This is a genomic window from Vibrio sp. CUB2 (assembly GCF_001557945.1).
Classification (GTDB): Bacteria; Pseudomonadota; Gammaproteobacteria; order Enterobacterales; family Vibrionaceae; genus Vibrio; species Vibrio owensii.
On sequence record NZ_LNRB01000004.1, the window covers coordinates 444992 to 460979 of the forward strand.

Annotated in this window: 14 protein-coding genes; 11 read left to right on the top strand and 3 right to left on the bottom strand. The window is 48.4% G+C overall.

What is annotated here, in order from left to right:
- Positions 1-23: 23 nt before the first annotated feature.
- The 3 genes from ATB78_RS08940 to ATB78_RS08950 all read right to left on the bottom strand — a co-directional run bounded on the left by ATB78_RS08940 (position 24) and on the right by ATB78_RS08950 (position 3314).
- Entirely contained in the window at positions 24-1628 is a 1605-nt protein-coding gene (locus ATB78_RS08940) for a carboxyl transferase domain-containing protein (RefSeq protein WP_061008431.1), read from the bottom strand.
- 21 nt (positions 1629-1649) lie between these two features.
- Positions 1650-2819: an isovaleryl-CoA dehydrogenase gene (locus ATB78_RS08945; protein WP_047515661.1), complete on the bottom strand. Its 1170-nt coding sequence runs from the start codon at positions 2817-2819 to the stop codon at positions 1650-1652.
- 111 nt (positions 2820-2930) lie between these two features.
- Positions 2931-3314, bottom strand: coding sequence for a MerR family DNA-binding transcriptional regulator (locus ATB78_RS08950; RefSeq protein ID WP_005440681.1), 384 nt, complete (start codon positions 3312-3314; stop codon positions 2931-2933).
- 290 nt (positions 3315-3604) lie between these two features.
- Between ATB78_RS08950 and ATB78_RS08955 the strand changes: the two genes are divergently transcribed.
- From ATB78_RS08955 to cyoD, 11 genes are all read left to right on the top strand, one after another.
- Positions 3605-4816 (top strand): thiolase family protein, encoded by a 1212-nt coding sequence (locus ATB78_RS08955; protein ID WP_061008432.1) that lies wholly within the window; start codon positions 3605-3607, stop codon positions 4814-4816.
- Between the two features lie 36 nt (positions 4817-4852).
- Complete coding sequence (locus ATB78_RS08960) at positions 4853-6346, top strand: CoA-acylating methylmalonate-semialdehyde dehydrogenase (protein ID WP_061008433.1); 1494 nt, start codon at positions 4853-4855, stop codon at positions 6344-6346.
- Between the two features lie 17 nt (positions 6347-6363).
- On the top strand, positions 6364-7518 hold the full coding sequence (locus tag ATB78_RS08965) for an acyl-CoA dehydrogenase family protein (RefSeq protein WP_061008434.1): 1155 nt from the start codon (positions 6364-6366) through the stop codon (positions 7516-7518).
- Positions 7519-7587: 69 nt separating this feature from the next.
- Positions 7588-8376 carry an enoyl-CoA hydratase gene (locus tag ATB78_RS08970; protein ID WP_061008435.1) on the top strand — a complete coding sequence of 263 codons (789 nt, stop codon included), beginning with the start codon at positions 7588-7590 and terminating at the stop codon, positions 8374-8376.
- 8 nt (positions 8377-8384) lie between these two features.
- Complete coding sequence (locus ATB78_RS08975) at positions 8385-9509, top strand: enoyl-CoA hydratase/isomerase family protein (protein WP_061008436.1); 1125 nt, start codon at positions 8385-8387, stop codon at positions 9507-9509.
- 11 nt (positions 9510-9520) lie between these two features.
- Positions 9521-10426 carry a 3-hydroxyisobutyrate dehydrogenase gene (gene mmsB, locus ATB78_RS08980; RefSeq protein WP_061008437.1) on the top strand — a complete coding sequence of 302 codons (906 nt, stop codon included), beginning with the start codon at positions 9521-9523 and terminating at the stop codon, positions 10424-10426.
- 58 nt (positions 10427-10484) lie between these two features.
- Positions 10485-11243: an SDR family oxidoreductase gene (locus ATB78_RS08985; protein WP_061008438.1), complete on the top strand. Its 759-nt coding sequence runs from the start codon at positions 10485-10487 to the stop codon at positions 11241-11243.
- 913 nt (positions 11244-12156) lie between these two features.
- Positions 12157-13038: a ubiquinol oxidase subunit II gene (gene cyoA / locus ATB78_RS08995; RefSeq protein WP_081096578.1), complete on the top strand. Its 882-nt coding sequence runs from the start codon at positions 12157-12159 to the stop codon at positions 13036-13038.
- 5 nt (positions 13039-13043) lie between these two features.
- Positions 13044-15080, top strand: a complete 2037-nt coding sequence (gene cyoB, locus ATB78_RS09000; protein ID WP_053052311.1) for a cytochrome o ubiquinol oxidase subunit I — start codon at positions 13044-13046, stop codon at positions 15078-15080.
- Complete coding sequence (gene cyoC / locus ATB78_RS09005; protein ID WP_005451611.1) at positions 15070-15669, top strand: cytochrome o ubiquinol oxidase subunit III; 600 nt, start codon at positions 15070-15072, stop codon at positions 15667-15669. The genes cyoB and cyoC overlap by 11 nt, the downstream gene beginning before the upstream one ends.
- Positions 15669-15980: a cytochrome o ubiquinol oxidase subunit IV gene (gene cyoD / locus ATB78_RS09010; RefSeq protein WP_005443825.1), complete on the top strand. Its 312-nt coding sequence runs from the start codon at positions 15669-15671 to the stop codon at positions 15978-15980. The genes cyoC and cyoD overlap by 1 nt, the downstream gene beginning before the upstream one ends.
- Positions 15981-15988 lie beyond the last annotated feature (8 nt).

Here is a 15988-nt window from a genome sequence, read left to right on the forward strand (position 1 = left end):
GACGTCCTTTTCTCTCTACATTTCTACATTCTGAATATGCCAAAGTTGCTGTCAGGAATTGGCGCATTGAGCGCGGCTTTTAAGGCTTGAGCCAATACTTGACGTGTCTCTTTCGGGTCGATGATGCCGTCATCCCATAAACGTGCGCTAGCGTAGTAGGGATGACCCTGAGACTCATACAAGTCTACGATAGATTCTCGGAATGCACTTTCTTCGGGTTCTGGCCATTCTTCACCTTGGCGTTTTTTCACTTCTCGACGCACTTGAGTGAGCACGCCTGCAGCTTGTTCTCCGCCCATGACGGAGATTCGTGCGTTTGGCCACATCCACATCATGGTTGGGTCATAAGCACGTCCGCACATGCCGTAGTTGCCCGCACCGTAAGAGCCGCCAATAATCACGGTGAACTTAGGCACATCCGCACACGCGACCGCCATCACCAGTTTCGCGCCATGCTTGGCAATGCCTTCTGCTTCAAGCTTTTTGCCCACCATAAACCCAGTGATATTTTGCAAAAACAGTAGGGGAATTTTGCGTTTGGCACACAACTCAATAAAGTGCGCGCCTTTCTGTGAGGACTCAGAAAACAAGATGCCGTTGTTAGCCACAATGCCAATCAGATGGCCGTGAATTCGTGCGAAGCCACATACTAAGGTCTTGCCATAAAGTGCTTTGAACTCATCAAAATCTGAGTCATCAACCACACGAGCGATGATCTCTCTAACATCAAAAGACAAGCGCAGATTCGCATTGACGATGCCATACATCTCTTCGGCGTCGTAACGCGGTGGTAAAACAGGTTTGTCGCTTTGAATAGGGAGTGATTGATTGGTATTGGAGACAGCTTCGCGTGCCAGTTGCAATGCGTGCTGGTCATTTTCTGCATAGTAATCAGCAACGCCGGACTTGCGACAATGCACGTCGGCACCGCCCAATTCTTCATCGGTGACGATTTCTCCCGTAGCGGCTTTCACTAACGGTGGACCTGCCAAGAAGATGGTGCCTTGTTCTTTGACCATGATGGAAACGTCCGCCATCGCAGGCACATAAGCGCCGCCTGCGGTACACAGCCCCATTACAACCGCGACTTGAGGAATGCCTTGCGCCGACATTCTAGCTTGATTGAAAAAGATACGTCCAAAATGCTCTTTATCAGGAAAGACTTCCGCTTGGTGAGGGAGGTTCGCGCCACCAGAGTCCACCAAATAGACGCAGGGTAATTGGCAACGTTGGGCGATCTCTTGCGCGCGTAGATGTTTTTTTACTGTGAGTGGGTAGTAGGTGCCGCCTTTGACGGAAGGATCGTTGGCGATCACCATGCATTGAATACCTTCAATGGTGCCGATGCCTGCGACGACACCTGCGCATGGAATTGATTCTTCGTAGACGTTCCATGCGGCGAACTGTCCGACTTCAAGAAACTCGCTGTCTTCATCTAAAAGGAGCATGACACGCTCACGAACGGGCAGCTTTCCTTTTAGGCGTTGGCGGTCAATGGCTTTCTGTCCGCCACCTTGTTTGATGGCTTTGATATTGGCTTTAAGGTTGCTCACCAACTCGGTCATGACCGCTTTATTCGACAAAAACAGTTCGTCGGTTGGCTTGGTTTTGCTTTTAATGATTGCCATAGTGACTTCCTTGTCGGTGGGTTAGCGAGACTCTTCGAACAACTCTCGTCCAATCAGCATGCGGCGAATTTCAGAAGTGCCAGCACCAATCTCATACAGTTTGGCGTCACGGAGTAAACGCCCGGTCGCGTATTCGTTGATGTAGCCATTGCCGCCTAACAGCTGAATAGCATCGAGCGACATTTGTGTGGCAAGCTCTGCGCTGTAAAGGATCACGCCAGCGGCATCTTTACGCGTGCATTCACCTCGGTCACAGGCGGCTGCGACAGCATAAACATAAGCTTTGGCGGCGTTCATGCGTGAATACATGTCAGCAAGCTTTCCTTGCACGAGTTGGAATTCACCAATGGATTTGCCGAACTGTTTGCGGTCATGAACATACGGAACCACTTCGTCCATACAGGCTTGCATGATGCCAAGTGGACCGGCTGCTAATACCACGCGTTCGTAATCTAAACCGCTCATCAACACTTCGACACCACGGTTTAACTCGCCTAACACATTCTCTTTTGGCACGACACAATCTTGGAACACCAATTCACAGGTGTTGGAGCCGCGCATACCAAGTTTGTCGAGCTTTTGAGCATGGCTAAAGCCTTCGAATTCTCGCTCAATAATGAAAGCGGTGATACCGCGAGAGCCGCCATTGGGTTCGGTCTTTGCGTAAACTACTAAAGTGTCGGCATCGGGACCGTTGGTGATCCACATTTTATTGCCGTTCATCAGATAGTGGTCGCCTTTATCTTCGGCTCGTAGCTGCATACTAACCACATCAGAACCTGAGTTTGGCTCACTCATGGCTAGTGCGCCGACGTGAGAACCATCGATGAGTTTAGGTAGGTACTTTTCTCGTTGAGCAGGGGAGCCATTGCGAAAGATTTGGTTAACACAAAGGTTGGAATGCGCGCCGTAACTGAGCGCGACAGACGCCGAAGCTCGGCTGATCTCTTCCATAGCAACAACGTGAGCAAGATAGCCCATGCCTGCACCGCCAAACTCTTCGTCGACGGTTACGCCAAGCAAGCCCATTTCACCGAACTTGGACCACAGATGATTGGGGAATTGGTTATCTCGGTCGATATCTGCGGCGATGGGGGCGATATGCTCGGTGGCGAACGCGTTGACGTGGTCTCGGAGCATATCGATGGTTTCACCAAGCCCAAAGTTGAGTGGGGTGTAGCTGCTTTTCATAACATTTCCCTGTTGAAAGTACTGCGTTTATTAGTACGGATAAGGTTCGAGTTACACTGCTTGGGCTTGGAAATTATGGTTATTCTTGTTTTAGTGGTTATAAGTTTGTAGTTATTGGCTGTTAGCTTTATTGTCGCTTAGCGCTTGTTTACAGCGCTCTTTGGCGGTTTCTAGCTCGTTCATTACAACGCTAATATCATCCAGTTGCTGCTGTAAGTGCGCTTGTTTTTCATCAATGATGGTTAGCATTTTAAGCAGCTGACCATCGCTTTGTTGGGTATCGTACAGCTCGAACAACTCTCGAATTTCCGCAAGCGAAAAACCCAATCGCTTTCCACGTAAAATCAGCTTGAGACGGATCTTATCTCTGCGTTGATATACGCGAATATTGCCTTTTCGTTCCGGCTCTATCAGCCCGACATCCTCATAAAAACGAATGCTTCGGGTCGTGATGTCGAACTCTTTGGCGAGGTCACTTATCTTGAATTTATCCACTCGGTTTTTCCCTCTAATGAATAGTTTTGGCTTCTTAAAATCCCTTCAAGCCTTGAACTAAACGGGCTAGCTAAAAGCATGAGAGTAAATTTGTGTTGTTATTAATGTGTTTCTTTACGTTAACGTAAATGTTAGTGCTATGCTTACGTAAACGTCAAGAAATCACAGTGCGAAAATTCATCGTTTTATGAGAGGCTGGAGTGACACCACATTCTGTGTGAAAGCTCCGTGGTAGCAGGTGTGAGGGATGAGTTCGTGAACTGTGAAATATCGTCAGAAGGGACGAGAACATGGGAAACGACATCTGGATTGTCAGTGCAAAGCGAACGCCAATCGGGCGCTTTCAAGGTCAGTTACAAGGGTATTCAGCGCCTCAATTAGGGGCATTTGCTATCAAAGCGGCAGTGGATGCGAGCGGGGTTAGCGAAGTCGACGAAGTCTATATGGGCTGCGTATTACCTGCGGGGTGCGGGCAAGCTCCAGCCAGACAAGCAGCGTTAGGTGCAGATCTTCCGCTGACAACAGGGTGTACCACCATCAATAAAGTGTGTGGCTCTGGCATGAAAAGTGTCATGCTGGCTCACGACCTAATCAAAGCGGGCAGCATTCGCAGCGCCATCGCTGGTGGTATGGAAAGCATGACCAATGCGCCGTATCTGCTTAAAGATGCACGTAATGGCATGCGAATGGGTCACCAATCTACCTATGACCACATGTTCCTCGACGGTCTTCAAGATGCGTATGAAGGGCACTTGATGGGCGTCTACGCACAGCAAACGGCGGACCGTTCTGAGTTTACTCGTGAACAAATGGATGAATGGGCGATCCTATCCGCGACAAGAGCCTTGGAAGCGCAAGAGCAGCGTCTGTTTGACGACGAAATCTCGCCGATAGAAATCACGACTCGTCATAGCACTTCAACATTGGATTATGATGAGCATCCACGCTCCATCAAGCTCGACAAGATTCCCCAACTCAAACCCGCATTCGATAAGAGCGGCTCGGTGACGGCTGCAAACTCAAGTGCGATATCCGATGGTGCTGCAGCCTTGGTGTTAATGGACTCGCAGGTGGCACAGCATCAAGGTTTAACGCCATTAGCAATCATCAAAGGGCACTCGACCCACGCCAGAAAGCCCGCCGAATTTACCCTCGCGCCCGTCTTTGCGATTGAGCAGTTGTTATCTCAACTCGATTGGTCAGTAGAGGAAGTTGATCTTTGGGAGATCAACGAAGCGTTCGCCGTTGTTACGCAAATCGCGGTACGCCAATTAGGCATCGATAAAGACAAAGTAAACATCAAAGGCGGTGCGTGTGCGCTTGGGCATCCAATTGGCGCAAGTGGAGCTCGTATTTTAGTAACCCTCATTCATAGCCTGCGCCAACTGCAATCGCTTGGTGTAGATGGTGACAACAACAATAAAAAAGTGATGCGAGGTGTTGCATCACTTTGTATCGGTGGTGGTGAAGCCACTGCTATTGGTATCGAGATACCGCTTTAATTCCAATTACGACAAACGTTAACAAAGGACTAGATTATGACTCGCACGGTTCCCTTATTCATCGATGGTGAGTTTCGTGAATCTCAAGCAACGGATTGGGTAGAAGTGACAAACCCTGCCACCAATGACGTGATTGCGCGCTTGCCATGCGCAACGGATGAAGAGATGCACGCGGCAATTGAAAGTGCAAAAGCCACCTTTACCTGTTGGAAAGATGTCGCCGTGTCTGAGCGTGCGCGTTTAATGCTGCGCTACCAACATCTACTAAAAGAACATCATGATGAATTGGCGACGTTACTTTCTCACGAGACGGGCAAGATCTTTGCGGATGCAAAAGGGGATGTGTGGCGTGGTATTGAAGTTGTCGAGCAAGCTGCCAATATCGCCAGCAACATGATGGGAGAAACCGTCGAGAACGTTGCGACCGATATCGACAGCTATTCGCTGATTCAACCGCTTGGGGTGTGTTGCGGTATTACGCCGTTTAACTTCCCAGCCATGATCCCTCTCTGGATGTTCCCAATTGCGATTGCGAGCGGGAATACCTTTGTCCTTAAACCTTCTGAGCAAGTGCCTCTCACATCCATTCGCTTGGCTGAGCTGTTCGAAGAAGCGGGTGCACCAAAAGGTGTGCTGCAAATCGTGCACGGTCGTAAGGAGCAGGTCGACTTGTTGCTGAAGCATCCCGATATCCAAGCTGTTTCTTTCGTTGGTTCTGTTCCTGTAGCGCAATACATTTACACCACAGGCACACAGAACTTCAAACGTGTTCAAGCCTTTGCTGGCGCGAAAAACCACATGGTAGTAATGCCAGATGCGAACAAAAACCAAGTGGTGAACAACTTAGTTGGCTCTTCGGTTGGTGCGGCAGGGCAACGTTGTATGGCGATATCTGTCGCTGTGTTTGTAGGCAGTTCGAAAGAATGGATTGCCGACTTAAAACAAGAAATGGCGAAAGTGCATCCTGGCGCTTGGGATGATGAGAATGCCGCGTATGGTCCTTTGATCAGCGCACAAGCAAAACAGCGTGTGCTCGGTTTGATTGAAGAAGGTAAACAACAAGGGGCAGTGTGTGAACTTGATGGTAGCCAATGCGAAGTGGAAGGCTTCCCAGAGGGTAACTGGGTCGGTCCAACGTTATTCAGTGGCGTCACCACCGAGATGTCGATTTATGCCCAAGAAATCTTCGGACCTGTTTTGGTGTGTATTGAGGTCGACACGTTACAAGAAGCGATAGAGCTCGTGAATCGCAACCCATACGGCAACGGCACTTCCATCTTCACTGCGAATGGTGCGGCGGCGAGAAAGTATCAACATGAGATCCAAGTCGGACAGGTAGGTGTGAACGTGCCGATTCCAGTGCCTTTGCCATTCTTCTCGTTTACTGGGTGGCGCGGCAGCTTTTACGGTGATTTGCACGCCTACGGCAAACAAGCGGTGCGCTTCTACACCGAGACCAAAACCGTGACGGCTCGTTGGTTTGATGACGATATCCCAACCGGTCCAAACCTCACCATTAACTTGCGCTAACGAAGTAAGGAGCTCATATGGATTTTGAACTCAACGAAGATCAACGTATGTTTGCCGACACGGCTCAGCAGTTTGCGGCAGAGCGTTTAGCGCCAATGGCAGCAGAGTGGGATGAGAAACAAATCTTCCCCAAAGACATTCTACGAGAGGCAGGAGAACTCGGTTTCTTAAGCCTCTACACCCCAGAAGAACAAGGCGGTTTGGGCTTAGGCCGGTTAGATGCGTCTATCATTTTCGAGCAACTTTCTATGGGGTGCACATCGACCACCGCATTTATGACCATTCACAACATGGTGACTTGGATGGTTGCGAGCTTTGCGACCGATGAAGTGAAAGACACGTTCTGCCCGAAACTTATTACGGGTGAATTTCTCGGATCTTATTGTTTAACCGAGCCAAACGCAGGCTCGGATGCGGCGTCTCTAACGACTTCTGCGACCAAGCAAGGTGATAACTACATACTCAACGGCGGCAAAACCTTTATTTCTGGCGCAGGCGATACCGACGTTTTAGTCGTGATGGCGAGAACCGGCGATGCGGGCGCGAAAGGTGTATCCGCGTTTGTTGTCCCCGCCGATGCAGACGGCATTAGCTACGGACGTAAAGAGCCGAAAATGGGCTGGAACAGTCAACCGACACGCGCGGTAACTTTCGATAGTGTTTCTATTCCTGCGTCACATTTGTTGGGTGAAGAAGGGCAAGGGTTTGTGTTCGCTATGAAAGGTTTGGATGGCGGACGCATCAACATTGCTACCTGTTCGGTCGGTACGGCTCAGCAAGCGCTGAATCAAGCGGCGCAGTACATGCAAGAACGTAAACAGTTCGGCAAATCATTAGCTCAATTCCAAGCATTGCAATTCAAACTGGCAGATATGGCAACCGAGCTTGTCGCTGCCCGCCAACTGGTGCGGTACGCCGCCAGCAAGTTAGACCGAGGTGACCCAGACGCCACGACTTATTGTGCCATGGCAAAACGCTTTGCAACCGATGTCGGCTTTCAAGTCTGTGACCAAGCGCTACAGCTTTACGGTGGCTATGGCTACATCAAAGAATACCCAATGGAGCGCTATTTCCGTGATGTTCGAGTGCACCAGATTTTGGAAGGCACCAACGAGATCATGCGGTTGATCATCGCGCGTCGATTGCTCGCAGAAGAGTCCGCATTGCTATAAGTGCAGCCGACAAGCTCTGCTTTTATTCATAAAGCTCAGGTCATTTTCACCAAGAAAGGATTCAGAGATATGTCACTAACAGAACAACAAGCGATTCAACATACCATTAGCAATCACGTTGCGGTGGTGACCATGAACAACCCGCCCGCGAATACTTGGACGTCACATAGCCTAACCGCGCTGAAAGAGCTAGTGCTGGCGCTAAACGACAATAAAGACGTTTACGCTCTAGTGCTCACAGGGAGTGGTGAGAAGTTTTTCTCTGCAGGTGCAGACCTCAAGTTGTTTGCTGATGGCGATAAAGCGGTTGCGTTAGAAATGGCGCGTATCTTTGGTGAAGCCTTTGAAACGCTCTCTGCATTTCGAGGGGTTTCCATCGCAGCCATTAACGGCTACGCCATGGGAGGCGGATTAGAAGTCGCATTGGCTTGTGATATTCGTGTAGTGGAAGAACAAGCCGTACTGGCACTGCCAGAAGCGAAAGTGGGCTTATTGCCTTGTGCTGGTGGTACGCAAAACCTAACCGCATTGGTCGGTGAAGGTTGGGCGAAACGCATCATATTGTGCGGCGAACAAGTCGGTGCAGCACAAGCGCGAGAACTTGGCTTAGCGGAAGAAGTGGTGGAAAAAGGTGGAGCGCTTAATAAAGCCATTGAGCTTGCAGAATCGGTTGCCAATCAATCGCCTTCTTCGGTAACCGCGTGCAAAGCGCTTATCCAAAACATGCGTTCAGCGCCACTCAAACATGGTCTGATTAAAGAGCGAGAACTGTTTCTAAACTTATTCGATACCGAAGATCAAACCGAGGGGGTTCGTGCCTTCTTAGAAAAACGTAAACCCAACTGGAAGAATCAATAGGAGGTCGCATGACAGGGAAAGTAACCATTAGCGAAATAGATTGCTTAGACGGCGTGCACCGAATTGGTATCGCGACGTTAGACAACACGGCTTCTTTGAATGCGTTGACTTACGACATGTTGGCAGAGCTCAACGACCAACTTATCGAATGGCAAGATGACCCTGATTTGGTGTGTGTCATCCTCAATGGAGCGGGTGAAAAAGCGTTTTGTGCAGGGGGCGATGTACGAACCATGTACCACGTCATGCACGAAAAAAGCAAAGAGGAGACTGCCGAGTTCTGTTCTAACTACTTCTCGCTCGAATACGAATGTGATTACCTAATTCATACCTACAAAAAGCCAATCATTGGCTGGGGAGAGGGCATTGTGATGGGCGGTGGCATGGGCTTATTTATGGGTACCAGCCACAGAGTCGTCACGCCTAAATCTCGTCTCGCGATGCCAGAGATCAATATCGGGCTTTACCCAGACGTAGGTGGTACTTGGTTCTTAAGTCAAATCGACCCAGAGGTAGGTTTGTTCCTTGGTCTAACTGGCGCAATGGTAAATTCAAGTGACGCTGTCACTATAGGGTTGGCGGAATGGTTGCTGCTGGAAGAGCAATATCCGGCGCTGCTTGAAGAGCTGAAACAAGTCGATTGGAGCTCTGCCGATGCCAAATCGCTTGTCAGTGCGTTACTTCAATTGATGGAAGATCAAGTCATCGACAGCAAGCCGACAACTCAGATTTGCCCTTATCTCGACCAAATTAAAGAAGCCTGCAAAGGCTATGACTTAAATCAGATTGCCCAACGTATTCAAGCAATGGAAGGCGACACCCAATGGCTTGAGAACGCACAAAAATCGTTTGTTGCGGGCAGTCCGATCACCGCACATATCTGTTTTAGACAAGTCAAAGAGTACCATCGTTTGTCATTGGCGGATTGTTTCCGTCTAGAGCTAACCTTGTCAGTTCGCAGCGCATTACTTGGTGAGTTTGAAGAGGGCGTGCGCTCTCGATTAGTTGATAAAGATGGCAATCCCAAATGGATGTTTAATAGCGTCAGTGAAGTCGATGAGAGCGTCATCGATACCTTGTTCACTTCTCTTTGGTTAGAAGAGGAACATCCACTTGCACAGCTAGGAAAATAAGGAGAAACAACATGAGTACCATTGCATTTATTGGCTTGGGCAACATGGGCAGTCCAATGGCACAAAACCTATTGGCGTCAGGGTTTCACGTGCAAGTGTTCGATGTGGATGTGAACGCGGCGAAGCAACTTGAACCGTTTGGCGCGGTGGTTGCTAGCACGTTAGAAGAAGCCGTAGATGGCGCAGGAACGGTCATTACCATGCTACCAGCGGGTGCACACGTGCGCGCGGTGTATTTGGGGGATTTACACGGTGGTGTTGGTTTGCTCAACATTGTGCAGGACAACGCATTGCTGATTGACTGCTCGACCATTGATCCAGATTCCGCACGCTTGGTGGCGAACGAAGCTCAGAACAAACGATTGTTGTTTGTCGATTCTCCCGTCTCTGGTGGTGTAGCAGGCGCAAAAGCAGCAACGCTGACCTTTATTGTAGGTGGCTCGGATGAGGCGTTCTCTAAAGCCAATGCGATCTTGCAATACATGGGTAAGAACGTGTTCCACGCTGGTAAAGCGGGCGATGGTCAGATGGCAAAAATCTGTAATAACCTGATGTTGGGTATCTTGATGTCGGGAACCTGTGAGGCGCTCAATCTCGGCATTGACCATGGTCTCGACCCGAAAGTCTTATCCAACATCATGCTGCAAAGCTCTGGTCGAAACTGGGCGCTGGAGCTCTATAACCCATGCCCAGGCGTGATTGACTCTGCGCCAGCGAGTAATCAATACAATCCCGGCTTTATGAGCAAGTTGATGCTCAAAGATCTTGGCCTAGGCTTGGATGCGGCGCTGCAAACCAACTCTTCTGTTCCGATGGGCTCTTTGGCTCGTAACCTTTATGCATTCCATAACGCAGCAGGTCATGCCGAACTCGATTTCTCTAGCTTATTTGAATTCTATAAGAACCAGAAGGGCTAAAAGCAAGATTCCTTATAGGCGTTTAAGCATAGAAGTCATCCAGTAATGGAGTACAGATATGGATTTAAAAAACAGTGTCATTGCAATCACAGGTGCGGGGCAAGGGTTAGGGCAGATGATGGCAGTCAGCCTTGCTCAAGCGGGCGCAGATTTAGCATTGCTTGATGTTAACGAAACGGGACTGCTGAATACCCAAGAACAATGCCGGATGCTCAGTGCCAAAGCATTGATCTATCGACTTGATGTCACCAATGAATCTGAAGTGGAAGATACCTTTAATGAGATTCTTCAAGACTTTGGGCAGCTAAACGGCTTAGTTAATAACGCAGGCGTTCTGCGAGATGGGTTATTAGTCAAAGCCAAAGACGGAAAGATCACCAAGATGTCGCTTGAGCAGTTTAACCTAGTGATGAACGTGAATGTCACAGGCACCTTCTTGTGTGGTCGAGAAGCGGCAGTCAAAATGATCGAGAGTGGCTCGAAGGGGGCCATCATTAATATCTCCAGCGTGGCGGGAGCAGGCAATATTGGGCAAACGAATTACTCTGCATCGAAAGCTGCCGGCGCAACCATGGCAACAACATGGGCAAGAGAACTCGCCAGATATGGTATTCGCTCTGCGGCTATTGCGCCCGGGGTCGTCAAAACGGCAATGGCAGATCAAATGAAACCAGAAGCCATAGACCGGCTGCAAAAGATGATACCCGTCGGTAGGATGGGGGAGACGAGTGAGATTGCTCATGCTGTGAAATACATTCTTGAAAACGACTACTTCACAGGGCGAGTGCTCGAAGTGGATGGCGGGATGAGAATGTGAAGAAAGAGCCGATTACGGCTCTTTCTTGTTTTTGAGTATCTCAATTTTGTGTGTGTAATAAGCATTTTGGAAGAATGACATTCCGAACACGAAATAAAACAAACCAGTTTTAGTCGAGTCGTCTGCATCAGACCAGAACCACACTGTAAAAGAAAAAATGATGACGTAATTAAACGTTATAATAAGAAGTTTGGACATGACCGTAATGCCTGATTTTTCACCGTAATCAAACAATAAACTCATCGTAAGCCCAACAAAGACTGTTAGCTTCCTAGCCTCGAATGAACTCACAAATTTAAATGTACAGAATGAAATGTTCTCAAGATAAAGACGTCGCTACTTAGTGTTAAATTGACTTAACAGTTCAGTGGGCGGTTTCCCCGTTACTTGCTAAAACATAGATCTCGTAAATGTCATGTCGTTGTCAGTGATTGAAATTTGAAATGCCATGTAAATAGTATGTGAATTCATAACTATGATACTGATCACGCTTTCCTTAATTCGCACTTTCTAATGTAGCTCACACTCTCGTGCCGAATACGCAACTGATTACTCTTCTCGTTTACATTGCTTAAGTTACTGTAAAGAAAAGAATATGCGCTGTAGTACGTTAATGTTGTGCACCTGTTTTGCTATTCCTATATCAATATAAGCTTTCATAAATGGAACGTTAGTTTCCATCTGTGGCTAATGAGCTTTCCTTTTTCCCTCCGCATAATGCGCTCGAATGTAACAATGTATTTCAAAGTGTAACAATAAACTCACGTTGTGAGTGTGGTTTTAACCATCAAGCAACTTGATACCTCCCACCAAGAAGTCCATTGCTGCACAAGCTCAACACAAAAATATTCTAATGACCAAGACAACCAATCGCAGGGCTTGCTCTGTTGTTGGCTAACCATCGAGAAAGTTAATGGAAGCTTCAAGATACAAACGCATCTTAGCGAGGATAAGTTTGGCAGGAACCATTCTTATGCTTTCAGGGTGTAACTCTGCTCTACTTGACCCGAAAGGTAGTATTGGCGTTCAGGAAAAAGAACTGATCATTACAGCGCTTTTACTGATGCTGATTGTCGTGATCCCCGTGATTTTAATGACAATCTATTTTGCTTACCGCTACCGAGAGTCGAACACTGGCGAGGAATACGCTCCAGAGTGGGCGCACTCGACCAAGATCGAAGTGGTGGTGTGGACGATTCCAATCATCATCATCGCGATTCTGGCAACCATCACTTGGCGTTCTACTCACGAGTTAGAGCCATCCAAGCCCATCGCAAGTGACGTCAAACCCATCACCATTGAGGTGGTGTCACTCGACTGGAAATGGCTGTTCATCTACCCAGAAGAGAACATTGCGACAGTGAACTACGTGGCGTTTCCGAAAGATGTTCCGGTTCAGTTCAAACTAACCTCAGACAACATCATGAACGCGTTTTTTATCCCGCGTCTCGGTACTCAGATTTACGCGATGCCAGGCATGGTGACCAAGTTGAATCTGATTGCTAACCACACTGGGGATTACAAAGGCTTTGCTTCTAACTACAGCGGTAAGGGTTTCTCGCAAATGAAATTTACCGCAGCAGCAATGGAAGATCGCACTGCATTCCTGGATTGGGTACAGCAAGTGAAAGCCAGCCCTGATCGAATCGAAGACTGGGAGCAATTCCGTGCGCTTGCATCACCTACGGTGGCGGAGCCTGTGAAGATGTTCTCTAGTATTCCACCATTTTTGTTCACCGACGTCGTGACCCAGCATCCGGGTTCAATGAACTGTTTGCCGGAAAATCTAGGATAATCGCAATGTTTGGAAGATTAACACTTGAATCAATCCCTTATCACGAGCCGATTATCGTCGTCACTCTAGCGGTGATCGCGATCGTTGGTTTGGCTGTCGTTGCGGCGATAACCAAAGCGGGTAAGTGGCAATACTTATGGAATGAATGGTTTACTTCGGTAGACCACAAAAAACTAGGCTTTATGTACATCGCCGTGGCAATGGTGATGTTGATTCGTGGCTTTGCAGATGCGGTCATGATGCGTAGCCAACAACTGCTTTCTGCGGCAGGCGAGAGCGGTTATTTACCACCACATCACTACGATCAAATCTTTACTGCCCATGGCGTAATCATGATTTTCTTCGTGGCGATGCCGTTGGTGATTGGTTTGATGAACATCATCGTACCTCTGCAAATTGGTGCGCGCGATGTGGCATTTCCTTACTTAAACAACCTGAGTTTCTGGCTTTTTGTTGTGGGCGTGATCCTCACCAACATGTCACTTGGCTTAGGTGAGTTTGGTCGTACTGGTTGGTTGGCGTATCCGCCGCTGTCTGGTATTGAGGCAAGCCCCGGAGTTGGGGTGGATTATTGGATATGGGCGCTGCAAATATCTGGTGTCGGTACCACGCTGACGGGCGTGAACTTCTTTGCAACTATTTTGCGCATGCGTACGCCGTCTATGCCAATGATGAAGATGCCAGTGTTCACGTGGGCTTCCCTGTGTGCCAACATCCTAATCATTATTTCATTCCCAATCCTAACCGTAACCATCGCGCTACTGACGTTGGATCGCTACATCGGTACGCACTTCTTCACCAATGATCTTGGTGGCAACGTAATGATGTACGTGAACTTGATTTGGGCATGGGGTCACCCAGAAGTGTACATCCTGATCTTGCCTATTTTTGGTGTGTTCTCTGAGGTAACGGCAACCTTCTCACGCAAGAAGCTGTTTGGTTACACCTCGCTAGTATGGGCGACCATCGTAATTACGATTTTGGCGTTCGTCGTTTGGCTGCATCACTTCTTCACCATGGGCTCAGGTGCGAATGTGAATGCGTTTTTCGGCATCGCCACCATGATTATCTCTATCCCGACCGGGGTGAAGATCTTCAACTGGCTATTCACCATGTACAAAGGGCGTATCCGCTTTACCACGCCGATGATGTGGACAGTTGGCTTCCTGATTACCTTCTCTGTAGGTGGTATGACGGGCGTACTAATGGCGGTTCCGGGCGCGGACTTTGTTCTGCACAACTCCGTGTTCCTGATTGCGCACTTCCATAACGTAATCATTGGTGGTGTGGTATTCGGTTGTTTCGCGGCGATCACTTACTGGTTCCCGAAAGCGACAGGTTTCACCATGAACGAAACATGGGGCAAACGTGCATTCATTTGCTGGATTGTTGGTTTCCTAATGGCGTTCCTACCGCTTTATGCACTGGGCTTTATGGGCATGACGCGTCGTCTAAGCCAAGACCTTAACCCAGAGTACTTCCCACTGTTGGCAGTTGCTGCAGCGGGTACAGCAGTGATTGCGCTTGGCGTGGCTTGTCAGTTCATTCAAATCTACGTGAGTGTTCGTGACCGCGAGCAAAACCGTGACCTAACGGGTGACCCATGGGGCGGGCGTACCTTTGAGTGGGCTACGTCTTCACCACCGCCGTTCTACAACTTTGCACACCTACCAAAAGGCGATGAGCTAGACGCGTTCTGGTACCAAAAGCAGAGTGGCGAATTCGATCCAACCAAAGAAGTGGAATACGAACGTATTCACATGCCGAAGAACACACCAACAGGTATTTATGTTTCTGCATGGGCGTTGGTGTTTGGCTTCGCGATGATCTGGTACATCTGGTGGCTAGCAGCAGCAAGCTTTGTTGGCATCATCGTGACGTGTATCCAACACAGCTACAACGACGACGTGGATTACTACGTTGAAGTAGAAGAAATCAAAGCGATTGAAGCGGAGCGTCGAGCTCAACTTGAAGAAGCGAAGAAAAACGAAGTGAAAGACAACGATAAGAAAGACGATCTGGAGGTGACTTATGCAAGCTAATGTTGCGGTTCACGACCACGATCATCACCATGATTCTGCTGGCATTAAGCTGTTTGGTTTCTGGATTTACCTAATGAGTGACTGTGTATTGTTTGCGACTTTGTTCGCGACTTACGCAGTACTAGAAAGCGGCTCTATTGCGGGTCCAACCGGTAAAGACATTTTCGAACTGCCTTTCGTGTTTGTAGAAACCATGTTGCTGCTATTCAGCAGTATCACGTTTGGCTTCGGCATGATTGCGATGAAGCGCAAAGACGTTGCAGGGTTAAAGCGTTGGTTAAAAGTGACCTTCTTACTTGGTGCCGGCTTTATCGGGATGGAAGTGTATGAGTTCCATCACCTGATTGTTGAAGGCTATGGTCCACAAGAAAGTGCGTTTCTATCTGCGTTCTTCACTTTGGTCGGAACACACGGTTTGCACGTAACCTTTGGTTTGATCTGGCTAGCCGTGTGCTACCACCAACTGTCCACCAAAGGCTTGAACGATAACATGTCGATGCGATTCCAGTGCTTGAGCTTGTTCTGGCACTTCCTAGACATCGTTTGGATTTGTGTATTCACCATTGTTTACTTGTTGGGGGTTATGTAATGGAACAACATCTAGATACAGGTGCCTCTGATTACGTAAAAGGCTTTATTGCGTCTCTGATCCTGACCGTGATTCCTTTCTACTGTGTGTGGGCGCAAGTGCTGCCAGATACTGCGACTTATGCCGTGTTATTTGGTTGTGCGATTGTGCAGATCTTCGTGCACTTTAAGTACTTCCTGCACATGGAAGTGAAAACGTCTGAAGGTCAGTGGAACGTGGTGTCACTGATGTTTACCGCCATTGTTGTGTTGATTCTGATCGCTGGATCGATCTGGATCATCTACAACATGAACGTCAACATGAAGTTGTAGGCTAGGGT

What these genes read in the sequence shown, in the direction of transcription:
- cyoA (WP_081096578.1), top strand. Translation starts at nt 12,157, where the DNA reads ATGGAAGCTTCAAGATACAAACGCATCTTAGCGAGGATAAGTTTGGCA.
- ATB78_RS08985 (WP_061008438.1), top strand. Translation starts at nt 10,485, where the DNA reads ATGGATTTAAAAAACAGTGTCATTGCAATCACAGGTGCGGGGCAAGGG.
- ATB78_RS08955 (WP_061008432.1), top strand. Translation starts at nt 3,605, where the DNA reads ATGGGAAACGACATCTGGATTGTCAGTGCAAAGCGAACGCCAATCGGG.
- cyoC (WP_005451611.1), top strand. Translation starts at nt 15,070, where the DNA reads ATGCAAGCTAATGTTGCGGTTCACGACCACGATCATCACCATGATTCT.
- ATB78_RS08940 (WP_061008431.1), bottom strand. Translation starts at nt 1,628, where the DNA reads ATGGCAATCATTAAAAGCAAAACCAAGCCAACCGACGAACTGTTTTTG.
- ATB78_RS08965 (WP_061008434.1), top strand. Translation starts at nt 6,364, where the DNA reads ATGGATTTTGAACTCAACGAAGATCAACGTATGTTTGCCGACACGGCT.
- ATB78_RS08945 (WP_047515661.1), bottom strand. Translation starts at nt 2,819, where the DNA reads ATGAAAAGCAGCTACACCCCACTCAACTTTGGGCTTGGTGAAACCATC.
- ATB78_RS08970 (WP_061008435.1), top strand. Translation starts at nt 7,588, where the DNA reads ATGTCACTAACAGAACAACAAGCGATTCAACATACCATTAGCAATCAC.
- ATB78_RS08975 (WP_061008436.1), top strand. Translation starts at nt 8,385, where the DNA reads ATGACAGGGAAAGTAACCATTAGCGAAATAGATTGCTTAGACGGCGTG.
- cyoD (WP_005443825.1), top strand. Translation starts at nt 15,669, where the DNA reads ATGGAACAACATCTAGATACAGGTGCCTCTGATTACGTAAAAGGCTTT.
- cyoB (WP_053052311.1), top strand. Translation starts at nt 13,044, where the DNA reads ATGTTTGGAAGATTAACACTTGAATCAATCCCTTATCACGAGCCGATT.
- ATB78_RS08960 (WP_061008433.1), top strand. Translation starts at nt 4,853, where the DNA reads ATGACTCGCACGGTTCCCTTATTCATCGATGGTGAGTTTCGTGAATCT.
- mmsB (WP_061008437.1), top strand. Translation starts at nt 9,521, where the DNA reads ATGAGTACCATTGCATTTATTGGCTTGGGCAACATGGGCAGTCCAATG.